This is a genomic window from Rhizobium sp. P2_G9 (assembly GCF_056403475.1).
In genome coordinates this window covers 116101-141070 of record NZ_JBFUFK010000015.1, presented here as the reverse complement: position 1 = coordinate 141070, position 24970 = coordinate 116101, and the positions used below count along the sequence as shown (strand labels likewise).

Annotated in this window: 22 protein-coding genes; 10 read left to right on the top strand and 12 right to left on the bottom strand. The window is 61.4% G+C overall.

The genetic code is table 11. The features are described 5' to 3' along the window. Positions 1 to 148: 148 nt before the first annotated feature. Both AC1DYF_RS14960 and AC1DYF_RS14955 read right to left on the bottom strand, forming a co-directional pair. Positions 149 to 1309, bottom strand: a complete 1161-nt coding sequence (locus tag AC1DYF_RS14960; protein WP_477877517.1) for a patatin-like phospholipase family protein — start codon at positions 1307 to 1309, stop codon at positions 149 to 151. A gap of 11 nt (positions 1310 to 1320) precedes the next feature. Then, a complete protein-coding gene (locus AC1DYF_RS14955) occupies positions 1321 to 2061 on the bottom strand; it encodes an acetoacetate decarboxylase (RefSeq protein ID WP_477877516.1) in 741 nt (246 codons plus the stop codon). Positions 2062 to 2270: 209 nt separating this feature from the next. On the opposite strand from AC1DYF_RS14955, the gene AC1DYF_RS14950 reads away from it, so the two are divergent. Then, complete coding sequence (locus tag AC1DYF_RS14950) at positions 2271 to 3059, top strand: 3-hydroxybutyrate dehydrogenase (RefSeq protein ID WP_477877515.1); 789 nt, start codon at positions 2271 to 2273, stop codon at positions 3057 to 3059. Between the two features lie 36 nt (positions 3060 to 3095). On the opposite strand, the gene AC1DYF_RS14945 is transcribed toward AC1DYF_RS14950, so the two are convergent. The 3 genes from AC1DYF_RS14945 to AC1DYF_RS14935 all read right to left on the bottom strand — a co-directional run bounded on the left by AC1DYF_RS14945 (position 3096) and on the right by AC1DYF_RS14935 (position 6032). Further along, on the bottom strand, positions 3096 to 3470 hold the full coding sequence (locus tag AC1DYF_RS14945; protein WP_477877514.1) for a GNAT family protein: 375 nt from the start codon (positions 3468 to 3470) through the stop codon (positions 3096 to 3098). Positions 3471 to 3781: 311 nt separating this feature from the next. Continuing rightward, complete coding sequence (locus AC1DYF_RS14940; protein ID WP_477877513.1) at positions 3782 to 5377, bottom strand: ABC transporter substrate-binding protein; 1596 nt, start codon at positions 5375 to 5377, stop codon at positions 3782 to 3784. Positions 5378 to 5399: 22 nt separating this feature from the next. Then, a complete protein-coding gene (locus AC1DYF_RS14935) occupies positions 5400 to 6032 on the bottom strand; it encodes a helix-turn-helix domain-containing protein (RefSeq protein ID WP_477877512.1) in 633 nt (210 codons plus the stop codon). 144 nt (positions 6033 to 6176) lie between these two features. Between AC1DYF_RS14935 and AC1DYF_RS14930 the strand changes: the two genes are divergently transcribed. The 7 genes from AC1DYF_RS14930 to AC1DYF_RS14900 all read left to right on the top strand — a co-directional run bounded on the left by AC1DYF_RS14930 (position 6177) and on the right by AC1DYF_RS14900 (position 14124). Beyond that, positions 6177 to 7259: an ABC transporter permease gene (locus tag AC1DYF_RS14930; RefSeq protein ID WP_477877511.1), complete on the top strand. Its 1083-nt coding sequence runs from the start codon at positions 6177 to 6179 to the stop codon at positions 7257 to 7259. 16 nt (positions 7260 to 7275) lie between these two features. Further along, a complete protein-coding gene (locus AC1DYF_RS14925; RefSeq protein ID WP_477877510.1) occupies positions 7276 to 8187 on the top strand; it encodes an ABC transporter permease in 912 nt (303 codons plus the stop codon). Next, positions 8184 to 9020, top strand: coding sequence for an ABC transporter ATP-binding protein (locus AC1DYF_RS14920; RefSeq protein WP_477877509.1), 837 nt, complete (start codon positions 8184 to 8186; stop codon positions 9018 to 9020). Before AC1DYF_RS14925 ends, AC1DYF_RS14920 begins: the two co-directional genes overlap by 4 nt. After that, on the top strand, positions 9017 to 9781 hold the full coding sequence (locus tag AC1DYF_RS14915; protein WP_477877508.1) for an ABC transporter ATP-binding protein: 765 nt from the start codon (positions 9017 to 9019) through the stop codon (positions 9779 to 9781). The genes AC1DYF_RS14920 and AC1DYF_RS14915 overlap by 4 nt, the downstream gene beginning before the upstream one ends. A 281-nt stretch (positions 9782 to 10062) precedes the next feature. Further along, a complete protein-coding gene (locus AC1DYF_RS14910) occupies positions 10063 to 12129 on the top strand; it encodes a hypothetical protein (RefSeq protein WP_477877507.1) in 2067 nt (688 codons plus the stop codon). A 163-nt stretch (positions 12130 to 12292) separates the two neighbouring features. Then, complete coding sequence (locus tag AC1DYF_RS14905) at positions 12293 to 13384, top strand: glycosyltransferase family 4 protein (protein ID WP_477877506.1); 1092 nt, start codon at positions 12293 to 12295, stop codon at positions 13382 to 13384. Further along, positions 13381 to 14124: a polysaccharide deacetylase family protein gene (locus AC1DYF_RS14900; RefSeq protein WP_477877505.1), complete on the top strand. Its 744-nt coding sequence runs from the start codon at positions 13381 to 13383 to the stop codon at positions 14122 to 14124. Before AC1DYF_RS14905 ends, AC1DYF_RS14900 begins: the two co-directional genes overlap by 4 nt. On the opposite strand, the gene AC1DYF_RS14895 is transcribed toward AC1DYF_RS14900, so the two are convergent. After that, complete coding sequence (locus tag AC1DYF_RS14895) at positions 14104 to 14976, bottom strand: MBL fold metallo-hydrolase (protein WP_477877504.1); 873 nt, start codon at positions 14974 to 14976, stop codon at positions 14104 to 14106. The two genes, AC1DYF_RS14900 and AC1DYF_RS14895, sit on opposite strands and share 21 nt — an antisense overlap. 140 nt (positions 14977 to 15116) lie before the next feature. Between AC1DYF_RS14895 and AC1DYF_RS14890 the strand changes: the two genes are divergently transcribed. After that, positions 15117 to 16766, top strand: a complete 1650-nt coding sequence (locus AC1DYF_RS14890; RefSeq protein WP_477877503.1) for a metallophosphoesterase family protein — start codon at positions 15117 to 15119, stop codon at positions 16764 to 16766. Here the strand turns inward: AC1DYF_RS14890 and AC1DYF_RS14885 are convergent. The 3 genes from AC1DYF_RS14885 to AC1DYF_RS14875 are packed head-to-tail and all read right to left on the bottom strand — an operon-like array spanning position 16759 to position 20582. Next, a complete protein-coding gene (locus AC1DYF_RS14885; protein ID WP_477877502.1) occupies positions 16759 to 17220 on the bottom strand; it encodes a cyclic nucleotide-binding domain-containing protein in 462 nt (153 codons plus the stop codon). The genes AC1DYF_RS14890 and AC1DYF_RS14885 overlap by 8 nt on opposite strands. Before the next feature lie 53 nt (positions 17221 to 17273). Further along, positions 17274 to 19985: an ABC transporter transmembrane domain-containing protein gene (locus AC1DYF_RS14880; protein ID WP_477877501.1), complete on the bottom strand. Its 2712-nt coding sequence runs from the start codon at positions 19983 to 19985 to the stop codon at positions 17274 to 17276. A 9-nt stretch (positions 19986 to 19994) separates the two neighbouring features. Next, the gene (locus tag AC1DYF_RS14875; RefSeq protein ID WP_477877500.1) at positions 19995 to 20582 is read right to left on the bottom strand and encodes a hypothetical protein; all 588 of its coding nucleotides are present in this window, start codon (positions 20580 to 20582) and stop codon (positions 19995 to 19997) included. A gap of 36 nt (positions 20583 to 20618) precedes the next feature. Here AC1DYF_RS14875 and AC1DYF_RS14870 point away from each other — a divergent pair, with 36 nt between their 5' ends. Next, positions 20619 to 21296, top strand: coding sequence for a class I SAM-dependent methyltransferase (locus tag AC1DYF_RS14870; RefSeq protein ID WP_477877499.1), 678 nt, complete (start codon positions 20619 to 20621; stop codon positions 21294 to 21296). A gap of 31 nt (positions 21297 to 21327) precedes the next feature. Here the strand turns inward: AC1DYF_RS14870 and AC1DYF_RS14865 are convergent, their stop codons facing one another. Genes AC1DYF_RS14865 through AC1DYF_RS14855 form a run of 3 tightly spaced genes read right to left on the bottom strand, consistent with a single transcriptional unit; the run spans position 21328 to position 24949 of the window. Then, a complete protein-coding gene (locus AC1DYF_RS14865) occupies positions 21328 to 22488 on the bottom strand; it encodes a glycosyltransferase family protein (RefSeq protein ID WP_477877498.1) in 1161 nt (386 codons plus the stop codon). Further along, positions 22488 to 23729: a glycosyltransferase family 4 protein gene (locus AC1DYF_RS14860; protein WP_477877497.1), complete on the bottom strand. Its 1242-nt coding sequence runs from the start codon at positions 23727 to 23729 to the stop codon at positions 22488 to 22490. Before AC1DYF_RS14860 ends, AC1DYF_RS14865 begins: the two co-directional genes overlap by 1 nt. A gap of 8 nt (positions 23730 to 23737) precedes the next feature. Then, positions 23738 to 24949: a glycosyltransferase family protein gene (locus AC1DYF_RS14855; protein ID WP_477877496.1), complete on the bottom strand. Its 1212-nt coding sequence runs from the start codon at positions 24947 to 24949 to the stop codon at positions 23738 to 23740. Between the last annotated feature and the right edge of the window lie 21 nt (positions 24950 to 24970).

The following is a 24970-nucleotide window of genomic DNA, read 5'->3' as shown; positions in this document are numbered from 1 at the left end:
CAGCTTACGGTGGGACTTCCACCCACAAGAATGCGCCCATGCTGGGCGTACAACGCAAATGGGGCACCGCAGTGCCCCAAACTCCCCTCATCCTGAGGCGCCCCATGACGCGAAGCGGAATGGGGCCTCGAAGGACCCCGCCCAAAAATCACACCGGGTCTTCGCGATGCAGGTCGTGGATCGCCACACCTTCGGCATTGGTGGGCGGCTCCAGCCATTGGCTGTGACGCAGCGTGCGCTTGGTGTCTTCCATCCCCATATCCCAATGCTCGCGCATCGACGTGCCGGAGAATTCGTAGTCCTTGGCGTGGCCTTCGTAATTCTTGTGCTGGTAGATGAGGTGGACGATATTGACGACGCCGGCCTTGGAATAATCCTCGATCAGCGTCAGTTCGTCGGCTGACAACTGCTCGCGCGRCACGCGCTGCAGGGCGTGCAACAGCTTCATCTTCATGCCGTGGATGCGTTTGAAGTTATCCGTGTTCTGGCGCGTGCGGCTGGAATACATGATGTCCTTGTGGCGCGACAATACATCCGGCATCGAGCGCGGCAGCACGCCGCGAGCGGAAAACAGGTCGACCTGGAAAACCAGCGAGGAGCGATCCTCTTCCTGGTCGAGCAGGTATTGCAGCGGCGTGTTGGAGACGATGCCGCCATCCCAATAATATTCGCCCTCGATGCGGACCGGCGGCAGCGCCGGCGGCAGCGCGCCCGATGCCATGATGTGCTCCGGTTCGATGCGGATTTTGTCGGTGTCGAAATAGAGGAAGTTGCCGGTTCGGACGTTGACCGCGCCAACGCTGAAGCGCTTCTTGCCATCGTTGAGGACATTAAAGTCGATCAGGTCGAGCAGCGTCTGGCGCAGTTCGGCACTGTCATAGAAGCTCGTGGCACCCTCGGCGCCGGCCAGCTGGAACCAGGGATTCTGGAAGCGCGGCTTGAAGAAGCCGGGCTGGCCCATGGTCATCGTCATCCAGGAGCTGGTGCGGTTGCGGATGTCGCGGAAGAAATCGCCTTCCGGCGTATAGGCCCAGATCTTGCGGCCGGAAATGATGTGCCAGAACTGTTCCAGCCGCTGCATGCGGCGGCTCGGCTCGTTGCCGGCGATGATCGCCGCATTGATCGCACCGATCGACACGCCGGACAGCCAGGTCGGCTCGATGCCGGCCTCGACCAGCGCCTGGTAGACGCCGGGCTGATAGGCGCCGAGCGCACCGCCGCCCTGGAAGACCAGAGCGACGCGGTCATACTGTTGGGCGATTTCGGCAGGCGTTGGCTTGAGAGATTTGCTGGTATTGCGTTCGAGCATGTGCCACTCCCTCACTTCGCCAGATAATCGTGGACGACTTCGCCGAGACCGAGCGTCAGGTCGGCGACGAAGTGGACAGCGGAGACGACTTCGACTACCGGCAGGCGAGCGACATCGGCCATGACATGCGGACGGAGATCCAACGCCGCCGGCGAGGTCCAGGCCTCCTTCAGGTCGATATCGGTCAGATAGTAGCGGACCAGTTCGCAGATGCGCGGCGTGGCGTCGACATGCGGGATGATCTTGATCAGGAAGTTCGGTTCCTTGAGCGCCTCGAGCAGCGGACCCTTTTCGATCGCCCGATGCTTGTAGCCCATAGTCCCGGTGGCGCAGAGCACGCTGCCATAATGCAGCGTGCCGACCACGACCTCGCCTTCGTTGACGATCTTGGGCGTGGCGAGTTTCTTCGGGAAGCCCCAGATTTCGCGGCCGCCGGCGATCGGCGCGTCGTCATCGAGGAACATCGAATGGACGTAGCCGCCCTTCTGGCCCTTATAGGTGACCGGGATCACCTGTCCGGTCTCGGTATAATCGCCGAAGCCGGTGGAGTCGGGCATGCGGATGAACTCATACTTCACCAGCGGCTCGTCGAATTCGAGCGGCTCCGGCACGACAGCTTCAAGCGCCTCGCGCGTCGTGCGGTAGGTGATGATGACATATTCGCGATCGAAGAAACGATAAGGGCCGGGCGGATAGGAGGGATTGGTCAGCGGCATTGCGTAGGCGTGTTTCAGGATATCGTCAGCCTTCATCTTCGATCCCCATCGGTGTGGTTGGAAGGATATTGCATAGCAGCATGACGTGGACGTGTCAGCGTCCGGATTCAAAGGCGCGCCAAAAGCGCGCAGGGGCTGGTTATTTCTTATTGTAATCAAAGCGACATGAGAGAATGCAAATGTACGAATTATTTCGGCAGTCTCGCCGTCTCCTCTCCGTCTCTTAGCACATGCGGGAAAAGCTCATGGGTTCTCTCATTTCCAAGAATGCACTCGTCACTGGCTCCACCAGCGGCATCGGCCTTGCCATCGCCCGCGCTTTTGCCGCTGAAGGCTCCAACGTCACCATCAACGGCCTGGGCGATGCTGCCGCGATCGAGGCGGAGCGCGCGGCGATCGAAAAGGATTTCGGCGTCAAGTGCCGCTATTCCGCCGCCAATATGATGGACGGCGCGGAAGTCACGGCGATGGTCAAGGATGCGGAAGCCGCCTTCGGCACGCTCGACATCCTGGTCAACAATGCCGGCATCCAGTTCGTCTCGCCGATCGAAGACTTTCCTGACGACAAATGGGAAGCGATCATCCGCATCAACCTGCTTGCAGCCTTCTACGCCATCAAGGCCGCCATTCCAGGCATGAAGGCGCGCAAATGGGGCCGCATCATCAACACCGCCTCGGCGCATGCGCTGGTCGCCTCGCCGTTCAAGTCGGCCTATGTCTCGGCCAAGCACGGCATTGCCGGCCTGACCAAGACCGTGGCGCTGGAAGCTGCCCGCGACGGCATCACCTGCAACGCCATCGCCCCTGGCTACGTCTGGACGCCTCTGGTCGAGAAGCAAATCCCGGACACGATGAAGGCGCGCAACATGACCGAGGAACAGGTCAAGCACGACGTGCTGCTCGCTGCCCAGCCGACCAAGGAATTCGTCACCGTCGAGGAAATCGCCGCCGTGGCGCTGTTCCTCTGCACAGATGGCGCCAAGCAGATCACCGGCGTGACGCTGCCGGTCGACGGCGGCTGGACCGCCGAGTAATCGCCACCGACTGAGAGCGTCGCGACGGCGCAGTGCTCAGGCGCTCAGCATCGGGGCAAAGCGCGGATGAAACCGCGCCATGTGCAGGCTGCTCGAATAATGGCCTGCACTAAAGAGATCGTAGCGCGCCTCACCCTCGATCTCGAATCCATGCTTCTTATAGAGGTGGATGGCGCGCTCGTTTGTCGACGCGACCGCCAGCTCGACGCGCATCAGATTCAGCCAATTGTCCGCCATATTGAGCATTTCGACCAGTTCGACACCGCCGGGATCGCGGGACTTGTAGAAATTCTGCCAAAAGGCGGCATCGCGATGCGGGATCTGGCCGGTATTTGTGATGACGGATTCGTAGGCGTAGATAGCGGCAACGTCATCGGCGTCAGTGGGGCGGATGGGGCGGACGAGGGGCATGGGGAATGTCCTGGGGGCGGTTGTTCGGAAGCCGCTACTTTGATCATCGAGTTAGCCACACCCCCCTCTGCCCTGCCGGGCATCTCCCCCTCAAGGGGGGAGATTGGATGGGCGCGCCGCTCTGCCCCACATAAACCGTCTCGCGCCCGGTTCTCGACGGATATTTGAGCCGATGAGCGCGCCTCTGGCCAATCTCCCCCCTTGAGGGGGAGATGTCCGGCAGGACAGGGGGGTATCGCGGGGATCAATGAGCGAGATATCGTTAAGCCACCCGGCGAGTCCTCACCGGATGACCCACTCATTTAGCCAGCTTAGTTCTTCTTCACCAACCGGTAGAACACGAAGTCCGAGGTGGCGCCGTTCACATAGCCGCTGACATTCTTCCCCATAGCAACCTGCGTTGCCGCCTGGAACATGATGACGATCGGCGAATTGGTCTGGACCTTCTTCTGCAGGTCGACATACATGTCGTTGCGCTTGTTGGTATCCGGCTCGGCGAGAGCTGCCTTGGTCTCCTTGTTCAGTTCGTCCGGCACAGCCCAGCCGTTGCGCCAGGTCGTGGTCGACTGATAGTGGCCGTCCGAATTGTCGGCATTGTAGGAGAAGGCTTCCGCATTCGAATCCGGATCCATGAAATCCGGACCCCAATAGAGCAGCATGGCCTCATGTGTGCGGGCGCGGTACTTGGTGATCACCTGGCTGCCGGTGCCGGGAATGATCTTGAAGTTGATGCCGGCCTGGGCGAAGCCGGCCTGCAGCGATTGCGCCATGTCGGTAAACGGCGTCGAGTTGATGACGTCGAGCGTCACGTCCATGGGCGTCTTGACGCCACCGTCGGCAAGGATCTTCTTGGCCTTGGCGACGTCGAAGCTATAGGGCGTGTCGTCCAGCGAGCCGGGGAAACCCTTCGGCCAGAAGGCCTGGTGGACCTGCATCTGACCCTTAAGGAACGAGTCCGTCATGCCCTTATAGTCGACAAGGTAGCGCGCCGCTTCCCAGATCGCCGGATTGGTCAGCGCCTGATCCTTCTGATTGAGGGACAGGAAATGAACGGCCGCCTGCGGATAGGTTTCGACGGTAAAATTGCCCTTGGTGGTGATGCCGGAAATCTGGTCCGGCGTCAGGTTCTTGGCGATGTCGACATCGCCGGATTCGAGCATCAACTGCTGGGTCGCAGCTTCGGCGACGTGGCGAATGATCACCGACTTCATCGCCGGAGCGCCACCGAAATAGTCGGGATTGGCGGCAAGGTTGATGATCTCATTGGGGCGGAAAGCCTTGAGGATGAACGGACCGGTGCCGGCCGAATTGGCCTTCAGCCAGGCATTGCCCATGTCATTGTTGGCTTCGTGCGACTTGACGGTCGCCTCGTCGACAACCGATGCGGGCCGCGAGGCGAGCACGTTGAGCACGAAGGCCGAGGACATATCGCCCGCATATTTGGCGACGACCTTGTTGCCGTCGGCCTTGACCATGCTGTCGAAATTCTGCGGCGTCCAGCCCAGTTGGGTCAGCACGAAAGCCGGCGCCTTGTTGAGGACGACGACACGCTTCCACGAATAAACGACGTCCTCGGCGCGGACGGGATTGCCGGAAGAGAATTTCACGCCATCGCGGATGGTGAAGGTGATGGTCTTGTTGGCGTCATCCACCTTCCATTCGGTAGCAAGGCCCGGCGCCAGCTTCTGCACGTCCGGCGCATCATACTGCACTAAGCGGTCATAGGTCTGGGTCACATATTCGCCCGACGAGAATTCATAAGCTTCGGCCGGGTCGATCGAGACGATGTCGTCGATATTTTCGGCGACGACAAGCGCGGTCGCCGGTGTCGCGGCATAGACCGCAGTCGCGGCTGCGGCCGGCACCAGCATAGTGGCCGCGACCAGCGCGGCGTTGAACATTTTCATCGGTCGTTCTCCTCTTGTCAGGCTATTTGCCCTTTGTGGTACTGGATTTGGCGGGGGTTTCGGCGAGCGTCGGACGACCGCGGAAAAGCGGAAGGGTTCCGGTCCACAGCAATCGTGCCGGCTTGCCGGAATCGTTCCACCAGGCATGTGGGCGGTTGCCGCGGAAATGCAGGCTGTCGCCGGCAGTCATGGTGATTTCCTCGTCATCGAGCCGCTGCTGGATCGTGCCTTCGAGCACGTAGAGGATCTCCTCGCCCTCATGACTGACCGTCTCGGAGCGGTAGCCCGGTGGCACATTGAGCACGAACGAAGACAGGATATTGCCGGCAAAATCGGTGGCGATCCGTTCATAGAGAACGGATGAGCCGTCGACGGAGAATTTTTCGCGCTCGGCGCCGCGGGTCAGCGCGCTCTCGACGCTTGGCGTAGCGATGAAATAGTCCATGCCGACATCGAGGCTGCGGGCAATTTGCGCCAGCGTGCCGAGGGACGGCGTCGCCTGGTCGCGCTCGACCTGGGAGAGATAGCCGAGCGAGATGCCGGCGGCATCACAGATTTCCTGCAGCGTCATGCCGAGCTGCCGCCGCCGGGCGCGGATCAGCGCGCCGACTTTCGGCTGGGTGGTCTCGATCGCGGCTCCGGTCAAGGGCGGCATTGCGGCTCCCGGCTGAGTAAAATTTATTTGATACAAGCAAAATTTTTTGTATATTCCAAGCGAAATTTTTGAGACGCCCGGAGATATCCGAAACCTCATTTGGGGTATGACAAGCGTCGGGGAACTTGATGAGAGGCCTGCCGCTTGGCGTTCGAACCAGACACTTTGCCCTCCGCAACGGGTGCGCTCAAGGCGGCACCTGAGAGTGGCCGCGCTCGGCGCTTCCTGATCGGCCTGGCCGGCTTTTTGATCTCGCTGGCGCTCACTTTCCTCGGCCTGCTCGCCATCACCTTCTTCATCGGCCGCGTGGTGCCGATCGATCCGGTGCTGGCGGTGGTCGGCGACCGGGCGCCGAAGGCGGTCTATGAAGCGGCGCGGCTGCAGCTTGGCCTCGACAAGCCGATGATCATACAGTTCATCGACTATGTCGGCTCGGTGCTGCGCGGGGATTTCGGCACATCCGTTTCCACCGGCCGGCCGGTGGCGGAGGACCTGAGACGCGTCTTTCCCGCGACGCTGGAAATGGCGACGCTCGGCATCATCATCGGCATCGTCATCGGCGTGCCGATGGGCGTCTATGCGGCGAGCCGCCAGGGCAGCCTGCTCGACCAGGTGATCCGCGTCATCGGCCTGTTCGGCTATGCCGTGCCGGCTTTCTGGCTCGGCTTGGTGGGACTTGCAGTCTTCTATGCGCGCCTGAAATKGGTCGGCGGCCCGGGCCGTATTGATGTCTACTATGACGGGCTGGTCGATCCGATCACCGGGCTGATGCTGGTCGACACGCTGCTGGCCGGCGAGACCGAGATTTTCTGGAACGCGGTGCTGCATCTGGCGCTGCCTGCGAGCATCCTCGGTTTCTTCAGCCTTGCCTATATCGCCCGCATGACCCGCTCGTTCATGCTCGACCAATTGGCGCAGGAATATGTGACGACGGCGCGGGTCAAGGGCGTGCCGGAACGGCTGGTGATCTGGCGGCATGCCTTTCGGCCGATCCTGGTGCCGCTGATCACCGTCTGCGGTCTCTCCTATGCCGGCCTGCTCGAAGGCTCCGTCATGATCGAGACGATCTTCTCCTGGCCGGGCATCGGCAATTATCTCACCGTGGCGCTGCTCAATGCCGACATGTCGGCAGTGCTCGGCGCGACGTTGGTGATCGGCGCCGTGTTCATCGGCATCAACAAGCTTTCGGATGCGCTCTACCGCATTCTCGATCCCCGCGCACGCTGACGGGGTGAGGACACACATGGCATTTACAGACCTTCACAATTGGCTGATCGACGACAGCCCCGCCTCGCGGATGCAGGCACGGGTGTCACGCATGTACCGGATTTCAGCCGCCCTCTCCCGCAATGCGCTGGCCATGGTCGGGCTGGCCATCATCCTCCTGCTCATCCTGACAGCGATCTTCGCACCCTGGATCGGGCCGCAGGATCCGGTTGCGCAGGATCTGGCGCATCGGCTGATGCCGCCGTCCTCGGCGCATTGGATGGGCACGGACGAACTCGGCCGTGATATCTGGTCGCGTGTCGTCCGTGGTTCGCGGATCACGCTGACTATCGTCATCATCGTCGCCGTGCTGGCAGCGCCCGCGGGCCTGTTGATCGGCGCGATCTCCGGCTATTTCGGCGGCTGGGTCGACCGCATCCTGATGGGCATCACCGACATCTTCCTGTCGATGCCGAAGCTGATCCTGGCTTTGGCGCTGGTTGCGGCCCTCGGCCCTGGCATCGACAACGCCATCATCGCCATCGCCATCACCTCCTGGCCCGCCTATGCGCGTATCGCCCGGGCCGAGACATTGACCTTCAAGAATTCCGAATTCATCGCCGCGATCCGGCTGCAGGGCGCCTCGGCACTGCGCGTCATCTGCGGCCATGTCCTGCCGCTCTGCACCTCCTCGATGATCATCCGCGTCACGCTCGACATGGCCGGCATCATTCTCACCGCCGCCGGCCTCGGCTTTATCGGGCTCGGCGCGCAGCCACCGTTGCCGGAATGGGGAGCAATGATTGCCCGCGGCCGCTCCTTCATCCTCGAACAGTGGTGGGTGGCGACCATGCCGGGCTTTGCCATCATCATCGTCTCGCTCGGTTTCTGTTTCCTGGGCGATGGTCTACGCGACGTGCTCGACCCGAAGAGCGGAGAAGGCCATTGAGTAAGCCATTACTAACGGTCGAAGATCTGCGGGTCACCTTTCCGACACCGCGCGGCCCGGCCGAGGTCGTGCGCGGCGTCTCCTTCTCGCTTGGCCGCGAGCGGCTCGGGATCGTCGGCGAGAGCGGCTCCGGGAAATCGATGACCGGCCGCTCCATTCTGAAGCTCATTCGCGCACCGGGTAAAGTGACCGCGAAGCGGCTGGAATTCGACGGCATCGATCTGGCGAAACAGTCCGAACGGCAGATGCGGTCAATCCGCGGCGCCCGCATTTCCATGGTCATGCAGGACCCGAAATTCTCGCTCAATCCGGTCATGACCGTGCGCGAGCAGATCGCCGAAGCGCTGCTGACGCACCAGAAACTCTCGGGTAAGGAAATAACCAGCCGGGTGCGGTCCATGCTCGAAGCCGTCCGGATCAACGACCCCGACCGTGTCGCCACACTCTACCCGCACGAGCTTTCCGGCGGCATGGGTCAGCGGGTGATGATCGCCATGATGCTGATCCCGGAACCGGACCTCCTGATCGCCGACGAGCCGACTTCGGCGCTCGACGTCTCGGTGCAGGCCCAGGTGCTCGACATCATCGACGATCTCGTCACGCGCAAGGGCATGGGGCTGATCTTCATCAGCCACGATCTCAATCTCGTCTCCAGCTATTGCGACCGCATCCTGGTTATGAATGCCGGCCGTATCGTCGAAGAATGTAAAGCTGGCGAATTGATGCGGGCCACACATCCTTACACTCGCGGACTGATTGCCTCGGCGCCACGTCTCAATGAAACCCGCGAGGAATTGCCTGTCCTCGACCGCAGCGCATGGGGCGGCACATGAGCGCTTTATCGATCCAGAATCTCGACGTCTTTTATGGCCGGACACAGATCACCCATGGCATCGCCCTCGATATCAGCGAGGGCGAAAGCTTTGCGCTGGTCGGCGAGAGCGGCTCGGGCAAGTCGACCGTGCTCAAGGCCATTGCGGGGCTGGCGCCGGAATGGAAGGGGTCGATTTCAGTCTTCGGCAATCAACGCAGCCATGGCATCGATCGCAGTTTTTCAAAGATCTGCCAGATGGTGTTCCAGGACCCCTATGGGTCGCTGCATCCGCGCAAGACGGTCGATGCGATCCTCWGCGAACCGCTCTCCATCCACGGCATCGGCGGCCAGAACGAACGGGTCGAAAGCGTGCTTGCTGCCGTCGGGCTCGACCGGCGCTTCCGTTTCCGCTTTCCGCATCAGCTCTCCGGCGGCCAGCGGCAGCGTGTGGCCATCGCCAGGGCGCTGATCCTGGAGCCGAAATTGATGCTGCTCGACGAACCGACCTCGGCGCTCGATGTCTCGGTGCAGGCGGAAATCCTCAACCTGCTGAAGCGGCTGCGGCGCGAGCGGAACCTGACTTATGTGATGGTGACGCATAACCTGCCGGTCGTGTCTTTCCTCTGCGACAGGCTGGCGGTGATGCGGCATGGCCGGGTTGTCGAGATTGCCGATGTGGCGGATCTCAAGCGCGGCGAACTCAGGGAGCCCTATTCAAGGGAACTGCTGGAGGTCGCTCTGTCGGATACCGCCGACGCGCCGGTGGCGGGCGCTGCCTGACCGGTCATTGCCCGGCGGACGTGCCGGGGAACTCGCCCGTCGCATAGCGCTGAGACAAGCGCTTTCGCTCGAAGAGAAGCACCGCAGGCGCTCCGTCGTCTTCGCCAGCGCTTATCCTGGTTCACCGTTTTCGGCGCTGCTGACGCGGCCGGGATTCTGCGGGGAATTTGTCGCCCTACCCTGATCAGGGATAGTCACCACTCCTTTTGCCGCCTAAGCTCCTTCAACGAGGCTCGTGCCGCGCGGAATGCTTTTCGTACGTTCAGAAGAGGATCGCCAGCGTGCAAAGGGATATAGATTATCCGGACAACGCCTGGGTGGCGGTTCCAATCAACTTCGGCCCATATAATGATTATTGGGTCGTACATTTCAACAATTACAACGTCAAGAAGTTCGTCAAGATAAGCGTCAAGGTCGCTGAGGCCGTCGTCCAGGCGTTCTCGTCGGGCAAGGCGGAGGACGGCCAGCACGCCTATCCAACCTTGTCGATCATCGCGCATGGACATGGGCTGACCGGCGATATCGCCCACAACACGATTACCGGCGGCACAGTGACATCGTTCACGTTCCAGACCTCCGGCGCGGAGGGTGTCGCCAGCACGACGATCTCCGGCTTCACGCCGCAGAATGCCGTCACTTTCTTCGATCACATGATGGAGCAGCCGACGGACTACAGCTATGTCGTCTCGCTTATGGCCGGAGACACCGTGGCGACAGTCCAGAAAGGGGCGAAGGCTGGCGCCTATTTCGACACGGGGGCGGGCGACGACACCGTTACCGGCGGCGACGGCAATGATACTGCGCTGAAGTGGAATCCCGGTGATCTCGTCTATCAAGGCGGGAAAGGCACCGACCTTCTTCAACTGCGGCCGATGGAGGATGTCGTCGGCGAGGTTCATCCGACAAAGGGGGCGCTGGTCGACTTGAGAACCGGCACGGGCCAAAACCCCTTCGGAGGCACGTTCAAACTGAAGAGCGTCGAGAATGTCTATGGCACCGAAGTGGCCGATGTGATTTACGGCAGCGAGGCCAACAACGTCATCGGCGATGGTCGCTACGATATCGGCGCCGATCAGGTCCGCACCTATGGCGGCAACGACACCGTCCGCTGGGGTTTTGGCGAGACCGGCGCTTTCGCCGACGGCGGCAAGGGTAGCGATACGCTGCAGTTCGTGCTCACCGAATATGATGCCAGCAAGGTCCACGAACTGGATCTCGCCGATCCTTCGAAGAACAAGGGCATCTTCGCCTCCAACACCGCCAAGAATTTCGAAAACCTGATCCAGAGCACCGACCTGACACCAGACGGCGTCACCGTCAATTTCATCGGCAACGACGCCGCGAACAGGGTCATGACCACCGCGGCGGGCAATATCGATCTTGCCGGCGGCAATGACAGCTTCACCATGCAAGGCGCGGCCAAGACCGTGGACGGCGGCGGCGGCAAGGACGATCTCTTCGCCAACGGCTTCTTCGGAGACATGCTCGACCTTGCAGACCAGTCTAAAAACACCGGCACCTTCGCCGGTAGCACATTCAAGAATTTCGACGTCTTTCACTCCGACGGCTTCAACTTCATCGGCAGCAAGGCGGCCGAGACCTATCTCGGCAGCAGCAGTTTCGAGACTGTCAACGGCGGCGGCGGCGATGACGTGCTCAAGGGCGGTAATGGCGCCGACATCCTCACCGGCGGCGCCGGCAATGACAGGATCGATGGCGGCGACGAGGCAGTGACCAGCCTGCTCGACAATGATGTCGCTATCTTCAGTGGCGTCAGCAACAAATATCATGTGAGTTTCAAGAACGGCGCCGTCACTATCCGGGATGCGCGGCCGGGCTCACCGGATGGAGCCGATACGATCACGGGCGTGGAGCGCTTCCAGTTCTCGGACCAGGTCCTGTCGCTGGCCGACCTGATCGGCAAGGGTCCCTCGATCGCCGGCGGCCTGACCCATACATATGCGGTCAAGGAAGGAACGCTCGCCGTCGCCGACATCGGCGCCAGCGATTCCTTCGGCGATAAGGAAGGCGATGGCCTGAGCTACAAGATCATTCGCGCGCTCGGTGGCGGCGAACCCGATGGCGGCGCCTTCAGCATCGATGCGATAACCGGCGAGATCGCCTTCTACGCCAAACCGGATTTCGAGCACCCTTTCGACAGCAACGGGGACAATGTCTATCGGCTCACCGTGCGCGTCACAGACAGCAACGGCATCAACGACGACCAGACGGTGATCGTCAAGGTCGAGAATGTCGCGGGGCAAGCCGTTAGCGGCGGAGGCCATTGGGATCTGGCTGCGACGGACGAAGCGCCACACATGCACTGGCACCATGATCTGATGATATGAGCTGACACCGCGCCACCATCGCGGCGTGTCTCGATCTCCGTGTTGGCGCGGTCCTGGGCAGCCCCCCGGACTTTCGCCCGATATCGCTGGAGCGGTGCGAAGCCATCTCGAAGAACAGGCTGGCGAATTGACAATGGCGGCGGAAAATTCCTAAGCCTGGAGCATGAAGATTGCCTTCTATGCGCCGCTGAAGTCGCCCGACCATCCCGTCCCGTCCGGCGACAGGCTGATGGCGCAATTGCTGATCACCGCGCTGCAGGCGGCCGGCCACACGGTCGAGATCGCCTCGACGCTCCGTGCCTTCATGCGCGAGCCGTCGTCCGACGCCCTGCCCTCATTGCGGCGGCAGGCCGAGGCGGAGATAGAGCGGATCGGCGCCGCCTGGCAGCGCGACGGCGCCCCCGATGCCTGGATCACCTATCATCCCTATTACAAGGCGCCTGATCTGATCGGTCCCGTGCTCGGCAAGGCCTTCGATATCCCATATGTGACCGTCGAGACCTCCTATTCGGCGCGCCGCAATCTTGGCGCCTGGGCAGAGGCTCAGGCAATCGTGCTGCAATCGCTGGAAATGGCCAGCGTCAACATCTGCCTCACCACGCGCGACCGGCGGGGGCTCGTCGAGGCGGCGCCGGCGGCGCGCACGGCATTTCTGCCGCCGTTTCTCGACGGCTCGATCTTCCTCACCCTGCCGCCTCGACCGCAGCCGGGAAGGCTGGTCACCATGGCGATGATGCGGCCGGGCAACAAGATGGACAGTCTGGCGATGCTCGCCGCAGCGCTCAAGCTGATCGAGGAGGAAGACTGGACGCTCTCGATCATCGGTGACGGCATCTGCCGAAAGCAGGCCGAGGCCATGTTTGCCGGATTCGAGCCCGAGAGGATCATCTGGCACGGGCAGCAAAGCCGGCAGGACATCGCCACCCTGCTGTCGGAAAGTGCCGTTCATGTCTGGCCGGGTTGCACCGAGGCCTATGGGCTCTCTTATCTCGAAACGCAGGCTGCCGGGCTGCCTGTGATCGCGCAGGATACCCATGGCGTGCCGGAAGTCGTGATCGCGGATCGCACCGGCCTGTTGACGCCGGTTGGCGACGTGCCGGCTTACGCGAATGCCATCCGCATCATGCTGGGTGATCCGGAGATGCGTGCGCGGATGGGAGCCGAGGCGCGGCGTTTCGTCAGCGAGGAACGATCCATCGCCCGGGCAGCGCAGCGGCTGGATGAGATTCTGCACGAGCATGTGGGGAACCAATGACCGACGACGCCATCTGGCAACCGCTTGTCGATGAACTGGACCGCTGGCAGGCCACCGGCAAGACGGCCCGTTTCTGGTTGCGGGACGACGATGCCATCGAGCCGACAGCAGAACTCGTACGACTTCTGGAGCTGACGACCAAGCACGACCTGCCGGTGACGCTCGCGGTTATTCCGCTCCATACCGGGCAGGTATTGGCGGATTATCTGACCCAATTTCCTCAGGTCGCGGTCGTCGTCCACGGCTGGTCGCACACCAATCACGCGAGGCTCGACGAAAAGAAGCAGGAGCTCGGCGCACATCGGCCGGTCGAGACAGTGCTTGAGGAATTGAAAGCGGGCTTTCATCGCCTGGAGGCGTTTCACGCTGCCCGCTTCGCTCCCGTGCTCGTGCCGCCGTGGAACCGGATTGCGCCCCGTGTCATCGCGGGGCTGCCAGACCTCGGCTTCAAGGCCATATCCGTTTTCGGGCCGGAGAAGCCGGCGCCGCTCGCCGTCGTCAACACCCATGTCGACCTGATGGACTGGCACGGAACGCGCGGCGCGCGCGAAACGACGGCCTTGGTCGCCGACATGGTGAAGCGGCTTGATGAAATGTGGGAGAGCGGCGGCGCGCTCGGCTTTCTGACCCATCACCTCGTCCACGACGAAGCGGGATGGGCGTTCCTTGACGCGATGTTCTCGGTGACGCGCCGGCATCCTGCCTGCCGCTGGGTGTCGCTAACGGATATGCTCGCGTAGCGTCAGGCCATCGACGTCGAAGACCTGGCCTTCGCGCGCCGAAAAGGCGTTGGGAAACTGGTTGACGGCGAGGCGATCGATCGCCTCTATCTCGGCATCGGTACGCAGCGGCGAATGATGGATGAAGGCGACATGCGCCGCCTCGGCCGCCCGCGCCAACCGAATAGCGTGCTGCCAGGAGGAATGACCATAGCCGATCTTGTAGGGCATCTCGTCGTCAGTATAGGTGGTGTCGTAGAGGAAGAGATCGACGCCCTCGATCAGCGACAGCACGTTGGGATCGAGAATGCCAGGCTGGTGCTCGGTATCGGTGATCAGCGCCACCGAACGCCCTTGCCATTCGACACGGTATCCAATCGCACCGCCCGGATGGTTGAGATTACCGGTCAGCAGCCGAACACCGGGATAAGGCTCAAGGATTTCGCCGGCTTTGAAATCACGCGGTTTGAGATGTGCGCGACACTCGTCGACCTCGATTGGGAACCACGGCGGACGAATGAATCCGGTGATCATCTCATGCGTCGTCATCTTTCCGGCCATGTGGCCGGACCAGACGGTGAGGTCCGAACGCGGATCGAAAAGCGGCGCAAAGTAAGGAAGGCCGATGATATGGTCGTAATGACAGTGCGTGAAGAACAGATTGAACGTCGTGACGCCGTCGGCGAGCAAGGTCCGACCGGCCGGCAGCAATCCGGAGCCTGCATCGAACAACAACCGATGCACTCCGCACTGCATTTCTATGCAGACCGTATTGCCGCCAAATCTCTGGAAGTCGGGGCCGGATACAGGCAGGCTGCCGCGCACTCCCCAAAAACGCACTCTGAACACTGGATCATTCTTTCGTTTTAGCATCGATGCCCGCGACTGCCGCCATTCCGCCACGAGAGCCAATGGAACAGGTCCAGACGCGGCGGGTCAATCTCATATTTTTAAATATATATGATGACATCCGTTATTATTTCAGTCCCTGCTACCCGGAGAAACGTTTCCCAATGCCGCCTATGCCTAAGCCGACGATCGCCGTCATCGCCGACGCCCACTTTCATGATCCCAAAGCGGATTTCGGCGCCGGAGGCGTTATCGTCGAAGGTCAAAGGCTGTTTCTCCGGTCTTTCGCCGACTCGATAAAATCGACGCGGCTGTTCAACGAAAGCGATCGGGCGCTCAGGCATGCGCTCGACGATGTCAGCCGGCGCGGCATCCGCCATGTCGTGCTGCTTGGCGACTATTCCGACGACGGACAGCTCGCCACGTTGAAGGCGCTGGATGCGCTGCTGGACTTCTACCGGTCGGGCGGCATGCGGTTCTATGCTGTTCCGGGCAATCACGACATTTTTGGCGTTTCCGGCCGCCATCGCGCCAAACGCTTCCTCAATGCCGAGGGGGGCATGGACCTGGTGACCAGCGATCCGCAACGCAGCGCGGGACCGGAGGAGGATCGGGTGATCACCAGCGCTGGCATGCGCTGCACTGGCTATCCCGATGGACTGCCGCGCCATAGCGGCTTGTTCCGTGCATCGGACTATCTTCACTGGGAAACGCCGTTCGGAGCAGGTGACGCGCCGGAGGATCGGCTCTACAAGGCGGGATCATCAGAAGGAACGGCAAGGCGGCTGATGGATGCCTCCTATCTGGTTGAGCCCTTCGAAGGATTGTGGCTGCTGATGATCGATGCCAATGTCTTCGTTCCCATCGACGGCGTTGCCGGCGATGACGAAGCAACCCTTGCCGACAGCAGCGATGCCGGCTGGAATGCTATGCTCATGCAGAAACGCTTCGTGCTGGATTGGATGAAGGATGTTTCAGGGCGAGCCAGGCATCTCGGCAAGACCCTGCTTGCCTTCTCGCACTATCCGGCGCTCGACCCACTCGACCGCACCGGTGCGGATGAACGCGCTGTGCTGGGCGAGACCGCACTTCTCAGGCRCATTCCGGAATCCGAGGTCGGCGCGGCGCTGATCGCGGCGGGCATTCGGGTACATTTCAGCGGCCACCTGCATGCCAACGACACGGCGCGGATCGCTCAGCCCGACGGTTTCCTCGTCAACATCTCCGTGCCGTCCCTGGTTGCCTTTCCAGCGGCCTACAAAATCGTCTCGATCGGGACCGGGCAGCTTGCGATCGAGACCGTAGAGATCGGCGACATGGCACTCGATCCGGGCATCGCGGATCTTTATCGGATGGAAGCCCGAAGGACCGGCCTCAATGCCGCCGCCCTCCTCGACGCCGAGGATTATGGCGCCTTCGTCTCAGCCCATCTGGGCTATCTCGTCGGCCGGCGCTACCTGAAGCGGGAATGGCCAGACCCTCTCGCCGAAGCAGCGAGGACGATGACGCTTGCCGATCTTGCGAACAATGGCGAAGCGCTGCTGGCGGACATTCCCATCATGACGTTTCTCGGAGATTGGTATCGGGTGCGGATGGGCAGCGATCTTGGGCTTGCCGATGTCACGCCGGAGCGCTTACAGGCCTATCGGCGGCTCTCGGAGCGGCTCGCCACATGCGCGCCGGACAAGGGCGGGGTGCAATGGTCGTTTGCCCGGCTGCTCGCAATGTTCGAGCGGTTTTCGTCTGGCCTGCCGTCGCGGAATTTCACCGTGGATCTGGCAAGCGGCGCAGTCGAGCCTTTGGCGTTCAGTTGACCTGTTCGATCCGGCTGCGTGCCTCGGCGAGCTCCAATGTGGTGCGGCTCAGGCGGTCGGCCAGCACGCGCATGATTTCGATGGTCATTTCCGGATAGTCGGCGAGCAGCTTTAAAAAGTCTTCCTTGCGGATTCGCAGCGCCTCGATCGGCATGGTCGCCTTGACGGTGGCGGTGCGCGACGTATCGCAGAGGATGGCGATCTCGCCGACAATGGTGTTGTAATCGAGCTCTGCGACCTTGATCTGACCGCCCGGCGACTCGTTGAGAATATCGGCTTTGCCGGCCAGGATGACATAGGCGGCATCGCCCGGATCGCCCTGGTGAAACAGGGTATCCCCTGGACGATAACTGACGCGGTCGGAGGTGAATGCCAGAAGCTTCAGCTTCGCCGGCGCAACACGCGCGAAGAGGGGCACCTGCCGCAATGTTTGTACTTCGTCTTTGAGCATCATGATCAGGTTTTCACCCCGCACATCTTAGACTGTCTGACCGCTCGTGACATGATCTATGACACAAGTTCCTTAAAAATACCGCTCTTCTGTAAAAGAGTCTCGTGCGTGCCGTCTTCCACCAGTTTGCCCTTGTCGAAGACGATGACGCGATCGAACATGTCTGTCAAAGACGTGTTCGACAACACCCAGATCACAGTCGCCTCAAGACCATCCTTGTGGACCAGGTCGAGCGCATTTCTCAGCACCTGCTCCTGCACGCGCTGGTCCAAGGCGGAAAGCGGCCTGTTGAATACATAATAGGGGGACCGTCTCAACAGGGTGCGCGCCAGATTGAGCTTCTGGCGTTGGACCGAGGTCAATCTGCGGCCGCCAGCGCCGACATTATACTCCATGCCCACTTCCAGCACGCTGTCGTAAAGGCCAAGCGTATTGAGCAGTTTGCGCACGATCGAACGGATGCGCTCGGAACCGTCGGGATGCTTGTGGCTTATGCGGCCGAGCAGCACATTGTCCATCAGCGTCGACGCCGCCATGTAGCGGTCCGGATCGTAGCGCTCGATGGCTCCGGATAGATCCTCGGGCAGGCCATCATGGAACTCGCGGCGAACATCGACGATCTTCTGCATCAGTTCGTCGGTCAACAAGCCGAAGCGGTGGCGAGGCTCGATATAAAGGAAGCTCAGGCGGATGATCGCCACTGTGTCTTCCGGTGGTACATCCTCGAAACGCTTGCCCTTCAGCCGCTGCAGCAGCAGTTGATATTGCGGCAGGTCGTCTGCCGTCATGAAGGTCAATTGCTGGAAGAAAGGATGATCCGGCGGCAGGTCACCGAACAGATTGACTGCGTTCTCTGCGATTTCCAGGCCCATTTCGTAGAGGATGCGGTCCAGCCCTGTGCGGCTGACGACGGAGCGGAAATAGCCGTTCTGCGCGATCGCCCGCCCCATCAATGCCGGGCCTGTGGCCGTGCCGAAAAGCAGATTTTCGCCAACGGTTGCCTCGGTATTATAGGCACCGGGCTCGAACGAGGCCACGAGGCTCGACAGGCCCTCCTTGTCCAGTTCCTCGCGTAGCGCATGGCGCATTTCGACGATGCGGGCGGCAAAATTCTCGTGGTTCTCGGGATCGACGATCGAACGAAGCGCCAGGTCCATGATGTCCTTCGAGAGCAGCACGGCATCGAGCGCCGCTGCGATCGCCCGGGAAAGCTCTTCCGGGCCGGAAACGCCAGCCGCGGTATAATCGATCCAGTCGGCATTGACGTCGAGATCCGGATTGCCGGCCAAGCGGGCTTCATTGACCTCCCACTTGCGTTTCTTAAGGCCGTCTTCATCATATTCCGCCTCCCTCAAAGGCGCATGTTTGAGGCCGTAGAGCAGGTTGTCACGCAGCGTGCCATGGAAGAAATAGGTCTCGGACGAGGCATAGGAAAGCTGCCGGCCGGTGGCCGATTCCGGCAGGCTCATGATGTCATGCGAGCCGAAGGTGATACGGCCGGTTTCCGGCCAGATGATCCGGGCGAAGGCTTCCGCCAGCGACTCGCCGCCGGCCGCAGCCGCGCCGACAATGGCCACCGTTTCACCCGGATGGATCTGCAGCGAGACGCCGCTCAGGAGCCGCGCGCCGCTGTCGTCCACCAACGACAGATTGACCGCGGCCAGAGGCTCGGCGCTCAAGTCGTGCGCATCCGCAGCGACGTCCTGGATCTTCGGGTCGATCATGCCTTCGACGCTGAACTGTTCGACGACCTGGGTGTACTTGATCTGCACGTCCTGGCGGGTCTGATCCCAATCGATCAGGTCCTTGAGCGGCCCCGGCAGGTCCTTGTAGGCGCCGATGACGGCAACCAGCTGGCCGATGTCAAGCTGGCCGTTGAGCGCCAGATAGCCGCCGATGCAGTAGAACAGGAAAGGCGTTAGCGAGGCGAGGAAATTGTTGATGAACTTGACGAGGAATTTCCAATTGTAGAGGTCGTAGCGGATGCGGAAAATCCGCCCCAGCCGGGCAGCAATGTCGGCGCGCTCGTAATTGGTGGTGTCGAAAGCGCGGATCGTGCTGATGCCTTCGAAAATCTCGCTCACCCGGCCCGAGAGCTCACGGGCGGTCAATTGGCGTTCGCGGCCGAGAATCAGCTGCTTGCGGCGCATGCGCGGGATGATGAATCCCTGCACGCCAACCATCAGAGCGGCGATCAGGCCCAGCCAGAAATTCTGCACGAGGATGAAGAACAAAGCCGTCAGCGCCTGGCCACCGATCAGAGCCGGCGAGACAAAGGCATCGCCGGTGAAGCCACCGAGCGGCTCGACCTCGTCCTTGACCATGCTGGCGATTTCGGCGCCTTTGGCGCGTTTGAACTGCGTCGGCGGGAATCTGAGAATCTGGTCAACGAGCTGGAAACGAATGCGGCGCAGCAGGCGCTCGCCGAGGCGTCCCTTGTAGTTGTTGATATAATATTTGAACAGGCCGTTGACGATGACCAGGAGCAGGAAGACGCCGCTCAGCGCGAAAAGCATCGACATCCGGTCAAGAGCTATTCCCGGAAACAGCGTCACATGCCCAAGCCACGGGATATCGACACCCATCTGCAAGAAGAGCTGGGTCTGGCCTTCCTTGAAGCCTTTGCCCTGGATCGGTCCGTTGACGATCTGCTTCGGCAGGTCGAACGACATGAAATAAGGGATCATCGATATCGCCACGATCAGCAGGATGTAGAGCTGCTGACTGCGCGTATGTTTCCAGATGTAGCTCGAGAGACGTTTTTCCATCATAGGCTCTTACGACATGGCAACCGGATCGAGAACATAAAAGCGCCGGTCTGCATAGGGTGTCTCGGCGATTTCCGGGTCATGCAGGCGGAGGTCCGCTGTCATCCGAACCCTGACGGAGGGACGATTGACGATGACCGGCACCTGCGAAGCACCCCTGTCCAGCGCCGGCGCATAATCTATTACGACGACTTTGGCACTATCGATCAGTGAAAACAGCAAATCTCCCAACGGATCGTGCGGCCCGAAGGGTTTCAGCGAATAGCCGAGCAGCACCAGTCCGTAACTTCTCACGGCATAATCATAGCGAATTTCCTGGAATTTGCGAGGGATATGGCGAACGCGGCAGGGTGCGCCGTGGAGCACTTCCGCCTCATAGGCCTTGGTCTTGGGATCGACCGAGGTGACCGACAACGGATGATGCGTGAGATAGGAGGTGATCGGGCGGATGTGACCGCCGATTTCCAGCACATGCGGGCAGTCCCGCAGGAAATGGGCGGCGAACACCTGGCGAAGCGTCGCGCCGACGCCGCCGAGATGCGGAATATCATCGTCCGGAACCGCCGTCTGATCATCGTCAGTCTGCATCGGCTGCATGTTGCACTCCCCAAAGCTCCAGCCTACAACAGCGCCATGATGAACACCATCCATTCCGACGACATCACCGCAACCGATTGGCATGATTATGCCTTTGACCTCCTGCGCGGCATCGCCGCCTATACCGCGAGCCCGCTGATGACGGGCATGGCCGGCGTGATCGCAAAATACCCCGATGCCGATCTCGCCAATGCCTTCAATCACAAGCAGGTCCAATGCAAGATATGGGCCCGGCAGGCGCTTTATGAAACCCTCGGCGGCAAATTCAACCGCATCGCCATCATGGGCGGCTGGTATGGCGTGTTGGCCGCGATGTTCTTCGATGATCCGCGCTTCGACACTGCAGCCATCGACAGTTTTGACATCGATCCGAAGGTTGGTAACGTCGCGGAAGTGCTCAACGCTGCGTGGAAGGATCGGTTTCGCGCGATGACGGCTGATATGTATGCCCTGCCCTATGCCGAACTCGGCGCCGATCTCGTCATCAACACCAGTTGTGAGCACATCGCGGACCTGCCGGCCTGGCTGTCGCTGCTGCCAACGGGGACCCGGGTGCTGCTGCAGTCGAACAATTATTTCAGCGAACCGACGCATATCAACTGCGTCGAATCACTGGACGCCTTCGTCGACCAGGCGAAACTTGCAGAGGTCGCGTTTGCCGGTTCTCTGCCGATGAAGAAATATACGCGGTTCATGCTGATCGGGGCGGTTTAGGCTTTCGCGACGGCGGCTGGCCGGCTTGAAATCACGCGGCAATCCGCCGGGCCGCCGCCAATTGCCGCAAAATCCCTGCCGTTTGCCGCGCGCCCTCTAAATCCAGGCCGTGGCCGGACGGGCGCGGCCCGGCCAACGCATTTTCGATGGCTGATGTCATCGTCTCCGCCGATAGCGCCGCTTCGGTCAGCACCGTCGCCAGCCCGAGCTTTTCCAGGCGCTCGGCACGCACTGTCTGCTCCGTCTCGCCACCGGCGACGAAGGGGATAAGCAGGCCATGGCAGCCAGCGCGGAGGATATCGCAGACCGTGTTGTAGCCGGCCTGGGAGACCGACAGCCGCGTAGCGGTGAGCAGGCTGGGAAAATCCTGGCGGAAGCGGAAGATGCGAACATTGGCTGCCGCGTCGGCAGTGATGGCATCGAAATCGGCCTGTGGCAGATTGGGGCCAGTGATGACGCACCAGGAGAGATCCGGCGGCAACGCACTGATGGCGCCGAGAGCCGCACGGATAAGCCCGTTTCCGACGGCACCGCCACCGGCAGAAACGACGATGTCGAAGGTTTCCGTGCCTAGTGCTGGCGGTGGCGCAGCGACAAGACCGGTATAGATGACCTTTCCGGCGATTTCATCCGCCAGCCGGAACGTGTCCTCCAGGCGGGCGAAATTCGGGTCGCCGTGGACAAGCACATGGTCGAAATAGCGCGACACAAGTGCCACGCTCTCCTCGTCGCGGCCCGGCTTGGTGCGTTCCTGCAGGATGTCGCGCAGCGAGGTCAGCACAAGCGGCCTTTCCGGCATGGCGGAAATTTCTTCGAGCAGCGGGATCAGTTCGAAACGCACCTGGCGACGGCCGAAAGGAAAGGCTTCGATGATGACGATATCGGGTTTTGCCGCATGGAATGCGGCGATGAGCTCAGCCCGCCGCGCCTCCATGAAAGCCTCATCCACCGGCTTGCCGGAACTATCGGTGAGACCGGAAAAGCCGGCATCGCCGGAGAGGATCGCCGGCAGGGTGACATGGGTCACTTCCGGCCCGGGAAAGCCCGCGACCGGGGTTCCGCCGGTCACGATGCTGACCTCGTAGCCATCGGCGGCCAAGGCGCGGGCAATCCGGCTGGCGCGGGCCAGATGGCCTATGCCGAGCAGGTGCTGAACGTAAAAGAAGACGCGGAGTTTGCGGGGATTGGTCATCAACTCTTCTGCCATTCCATTTCGAACAGCGATTTGAGCTGGCCGATGCTGGCGTGGAAATCGAAATCGGAGCGGACCCGCCTCTCCGCCGCCTGCCCCAGGCGGTGGCGGTAGCTTGCGTCGCGGATCGCGGTCTCCAGCGCCTTGGCCAGTGCCTCGGGATTTTCTGGCGGGACCATGAGACCATTTTCGCCGTCGACCAAAAGCTCAGGCACGCCGGAAATATTGGTCGAGATCGACATTAGCCCCTGGCTCGACGCTTCGACAAGCACGTTCGGCAGGCCATCACGGTCGCCGTCCTCGGTGATGCGGCAGGCGAGCGCGAAAATATCGGCTAGGCGATAGCCCGCCAACACATCGTTCTGGTCGAGCGCGCCGCGCCAGTCGATCCTGTCCTCGATGCCGAGTTCGGCAGCCAGGGCCTTCAGCCGTTTGATGTGTTCACCGTCGCCGATATGCTCGAAGCGCCAATGCAGATCGGCCGGCAGGCGGCCAAGCGCCTTCAACAGAACGTCATAGCCCTTCTTCTCGACGGCACGTCCGACGGACAGGATGCGGACAGGATCGTCGCTGCTGCTGCCGTCCCGCAACGATCGGCCACCGTCGAATGGGCCGAAACGGGCGAGATCGAGACCATGATAGCTCAGATGCACATGCGAGCGTTGGCCAGCGAGGCGATTGAGATGCTCGAAGCCGGAACAGGTGCAGGTCACTGTCCAGCGAGTTCTGGAGAGCTTGGCTTCCAGCTCCCAGGCGGGCGAAGTCCAGATATCCTTGGCATGGGCCGAGCATGTCCAGGGGATGCCGGTGATCACGCTCGCATAGGCAGCCACCGAGGCCGGCGTATGGATGAAATGCGCATGCAGCCAGGCGCCGCCCTCGGGCCATTCGGCGGCAAGCACGGCTGCCTGGCCGAAGCGGCGGATGCGGTTGCGGGTCCGATCGCGCCATAAATCGCCCGCAAAGGCCGGCAGGGCACGCCAGAAGCCAGGCTTCAGCAGGCATTTGACAAGTGCCGAGAGCACCCTGCCCGGCTCTTCGTGCAGATATTCGGGCAGGTAGCGGACCGGGGCTTTGATCTCGTCGTGCACCGGGTGGCGTTTTTTGTCGGTCGGGCGGCGGAGCGCAACGAGCTCCAATTCGAAACCAGCCCGCTCAAGACCCAGGAGTTCCTGGGCGATGAACGTCTCCGACAGGCGCGGATAACCCTTGAGCACCACGACGATCTTGCGACTGGCCATTGTCCAAATCACCCCTTGACGACGGACAGGAAGCCCGGCTCGCGCCGCTCCAGCAGCCGGCCGACGATCTGCGAAATATGCGGCAAGCCTTCGAGCCGGATCGCTTCCGGAGCACTCTGCGACGGAGCGGGCCGCTCAAGCAGCGCCTTCAGTGCGGCCGACATGCGTTGGGGATCCTCGGCCTCATCCGGCAACAGCATGTCGATCAGCCCGAGTTCGAGGGCGCGCTGGGCGCGGATCAACTGTTCCTCGCGTGGCTGCACGCGCGGCACGATCAGTGCCGGCTTGTCGAAGGAAAGGATTTCGCAATAGGTGTTGTAGCCGCCCATGGCGACGACGGCCTTGGCGCCGGCAACGAGTTCCTCCATGCGGTTATCAAATTCGATCACTTCCAGGCTGGGAATCTGTTCGGCGCGGCGCATCAGCTTGCGGCGCTTCTTCATCGGCATATACGGGCCGAGCACAACCAGCGCCTTATGCTGCAGCGACGAATCGTGCTGGTAGGCGCGCATGACGTCGTTGACAAGATCGGCGCCGTCGCCGCCGCCACCGGTGGTGACGAGGATATAGTCTTCCTTGGGGCGATGATCCGTGAGGGCTTCGCTCGGCACGGAACGCTGCAGGAAGCCGACGAAGTTCATCTTGTTGCGCACCGGCTCCGGCACTTCAAGGCCGATAAGCGGATCGTAGAAATCCGGCGGTCCGTAGACCCAGACATTGTCGTAATACTGACTGATCTTCGGCATGACGCTCTTGCGCTGCCATTCGGCGTCGAGCAGATGCGGCGAATCCATGACCTCGCGTAGGCCAAGGATCAAAGTCGTGCCACGTGTTTTCAAATAGGTGAGCGTTTCTTCGACTTCGCCGTTGAGCCCCATGGGCTCCTTGTCGACGATGAAAATGTCGGGCTCGAACGTCTCAGCGGTGTGGCGGATGATCGAACGGCGCATCTTCAGCGTGTCGTCGAGCGGACGGTGCCGCTCCATCGATTCATATTCGCCATTGCGCAGCTTAATCACCGACGGGATCTTCACGAAGTCGACGCGGGCGCGGTAGTCGAAAGCGCCGGCAATAGTGGCGCCGGAAATGATCAGCACGCTCAGCCCGCGAAAATCCTCGACCAGCGAATGGGCAATGGTGCGGCATCGGCGCAGGTGGCCAAGGCCGAACGTATCATGGCTGTACATGAGGATACGGGCATCTTCAAAACGACGCATCATTACGCGCACCTCACAGCGGAA

Coding starts and splice junctions, on each gene's coding strand:
- AC1DYF_RS14895 (WP_477877504.1), bottom strand. CDS start 14,976: ATGCTAAAACGAAAGAATGATCCAGTGTTCAGAGTGCGTTTTTGGGGA.
- AC1DYF_RS14945 (WP_477877514.1), bottom strand. CDS start 3,470: ATGCCCCTCGTCCGCCCCATCCGCCCCACTGACGCCGATGACGTTGCC.
- AC1DYF_RS14950 (WP_477877515.1), top strand. CDS start 2,271: ATGGGTTCTCTCATTTCCAAGAATGCACTCGTCACTGGCTCCACCAGC.
- AC1DYF_RS14935 (WP_477877512.1), bottom strand. CDS start 6,032: ATGCCGCCCTTGACCGGAGCCGCGATCGAGACCACCCAGCCGAAAGTC.
- AC1DYF_RS14870 (WP_477877499.1), top strand. CDS start 20,619: ATGATGAACACCATCCATTCCGACGACATCACCGCAACCGATTGGCAT.
- AC1DYF_RS14905 (WP_477877506.1), top strand. CDS start 12,293: ATGAAGATTGCCTTCTATGCGCCGCTGAAGTCGCCCGACCATCCCGTC.
- AC1DYF_RS14875 (WP_477877500.1), bottom strand. CDS start 20,582: ATGCAGCCGATGCAGACTGACGATGATCAGACGGCGGTTCCGGACGAT.
- AC1DYF_RS14925 (WP_477877510.1), top strand. CDS start 7,276: ATGGCATTTACAGACCTTCACAATTGGCTGATCGACGACAGCCCCGCC.
- AC1DYF_RS14855 (WP_477877496.1), bottom strand. CDS start 24,949: ATGATGCGTCGTTTTGAAGATGCCCGTATCCTCATGTACAGCCATGAT.
- AC1DYF_RS14885 (WP_477877502.1), bottom strand. CDS start 17,220: ATGATGCTCAAAGACGAAGTACAAACATTGCGGCAGGTGCCCCTCTTC.
- AC1DYF_RS14865 (WP_477877498.1), bottom strand. CDS start 22,488: ATGACCAATCCCCGCAAACTCCGCGTCTTCTTTTACGTTCAGCACCTG.
- AC1DYF_RS14880 (WP_477877501.1), bottom strand. CDS start 19,985: ATGGAAAAACGTCTCTCGAGCTACATCTGGAAACATACGCGCAGTCAG.
- AC1DYF_RS14900 (WP_477877505.1), top strand. CDS start 13,381: ATGACCGACGACGCCATCTGGCAACCGCTTGTCGATGAACTGGACCGC.
- AC1DYF_RS14955 (WP_477877516.1), bottom strand. CDS start 2,061: ATGAAGGCTGACGATATCCTGAAACACGCCTACGCAATGCCGCTGACC.
- AC1DYF_RS14940 (WP_477877513.1), bottom strand. CDS start 5,377: ATGAAAATGTTCAACGCCGCGCTGGTCGCGGCCACTATGCTGGTGCCG.
- AC1DYF_RS14860 (WP_477877497.1), bottom strand. CDS start 23,729: ATGGCCAGTCGCAAGATCGTCGTGGTGCTCAAGGGTTATCCGCGCCTG.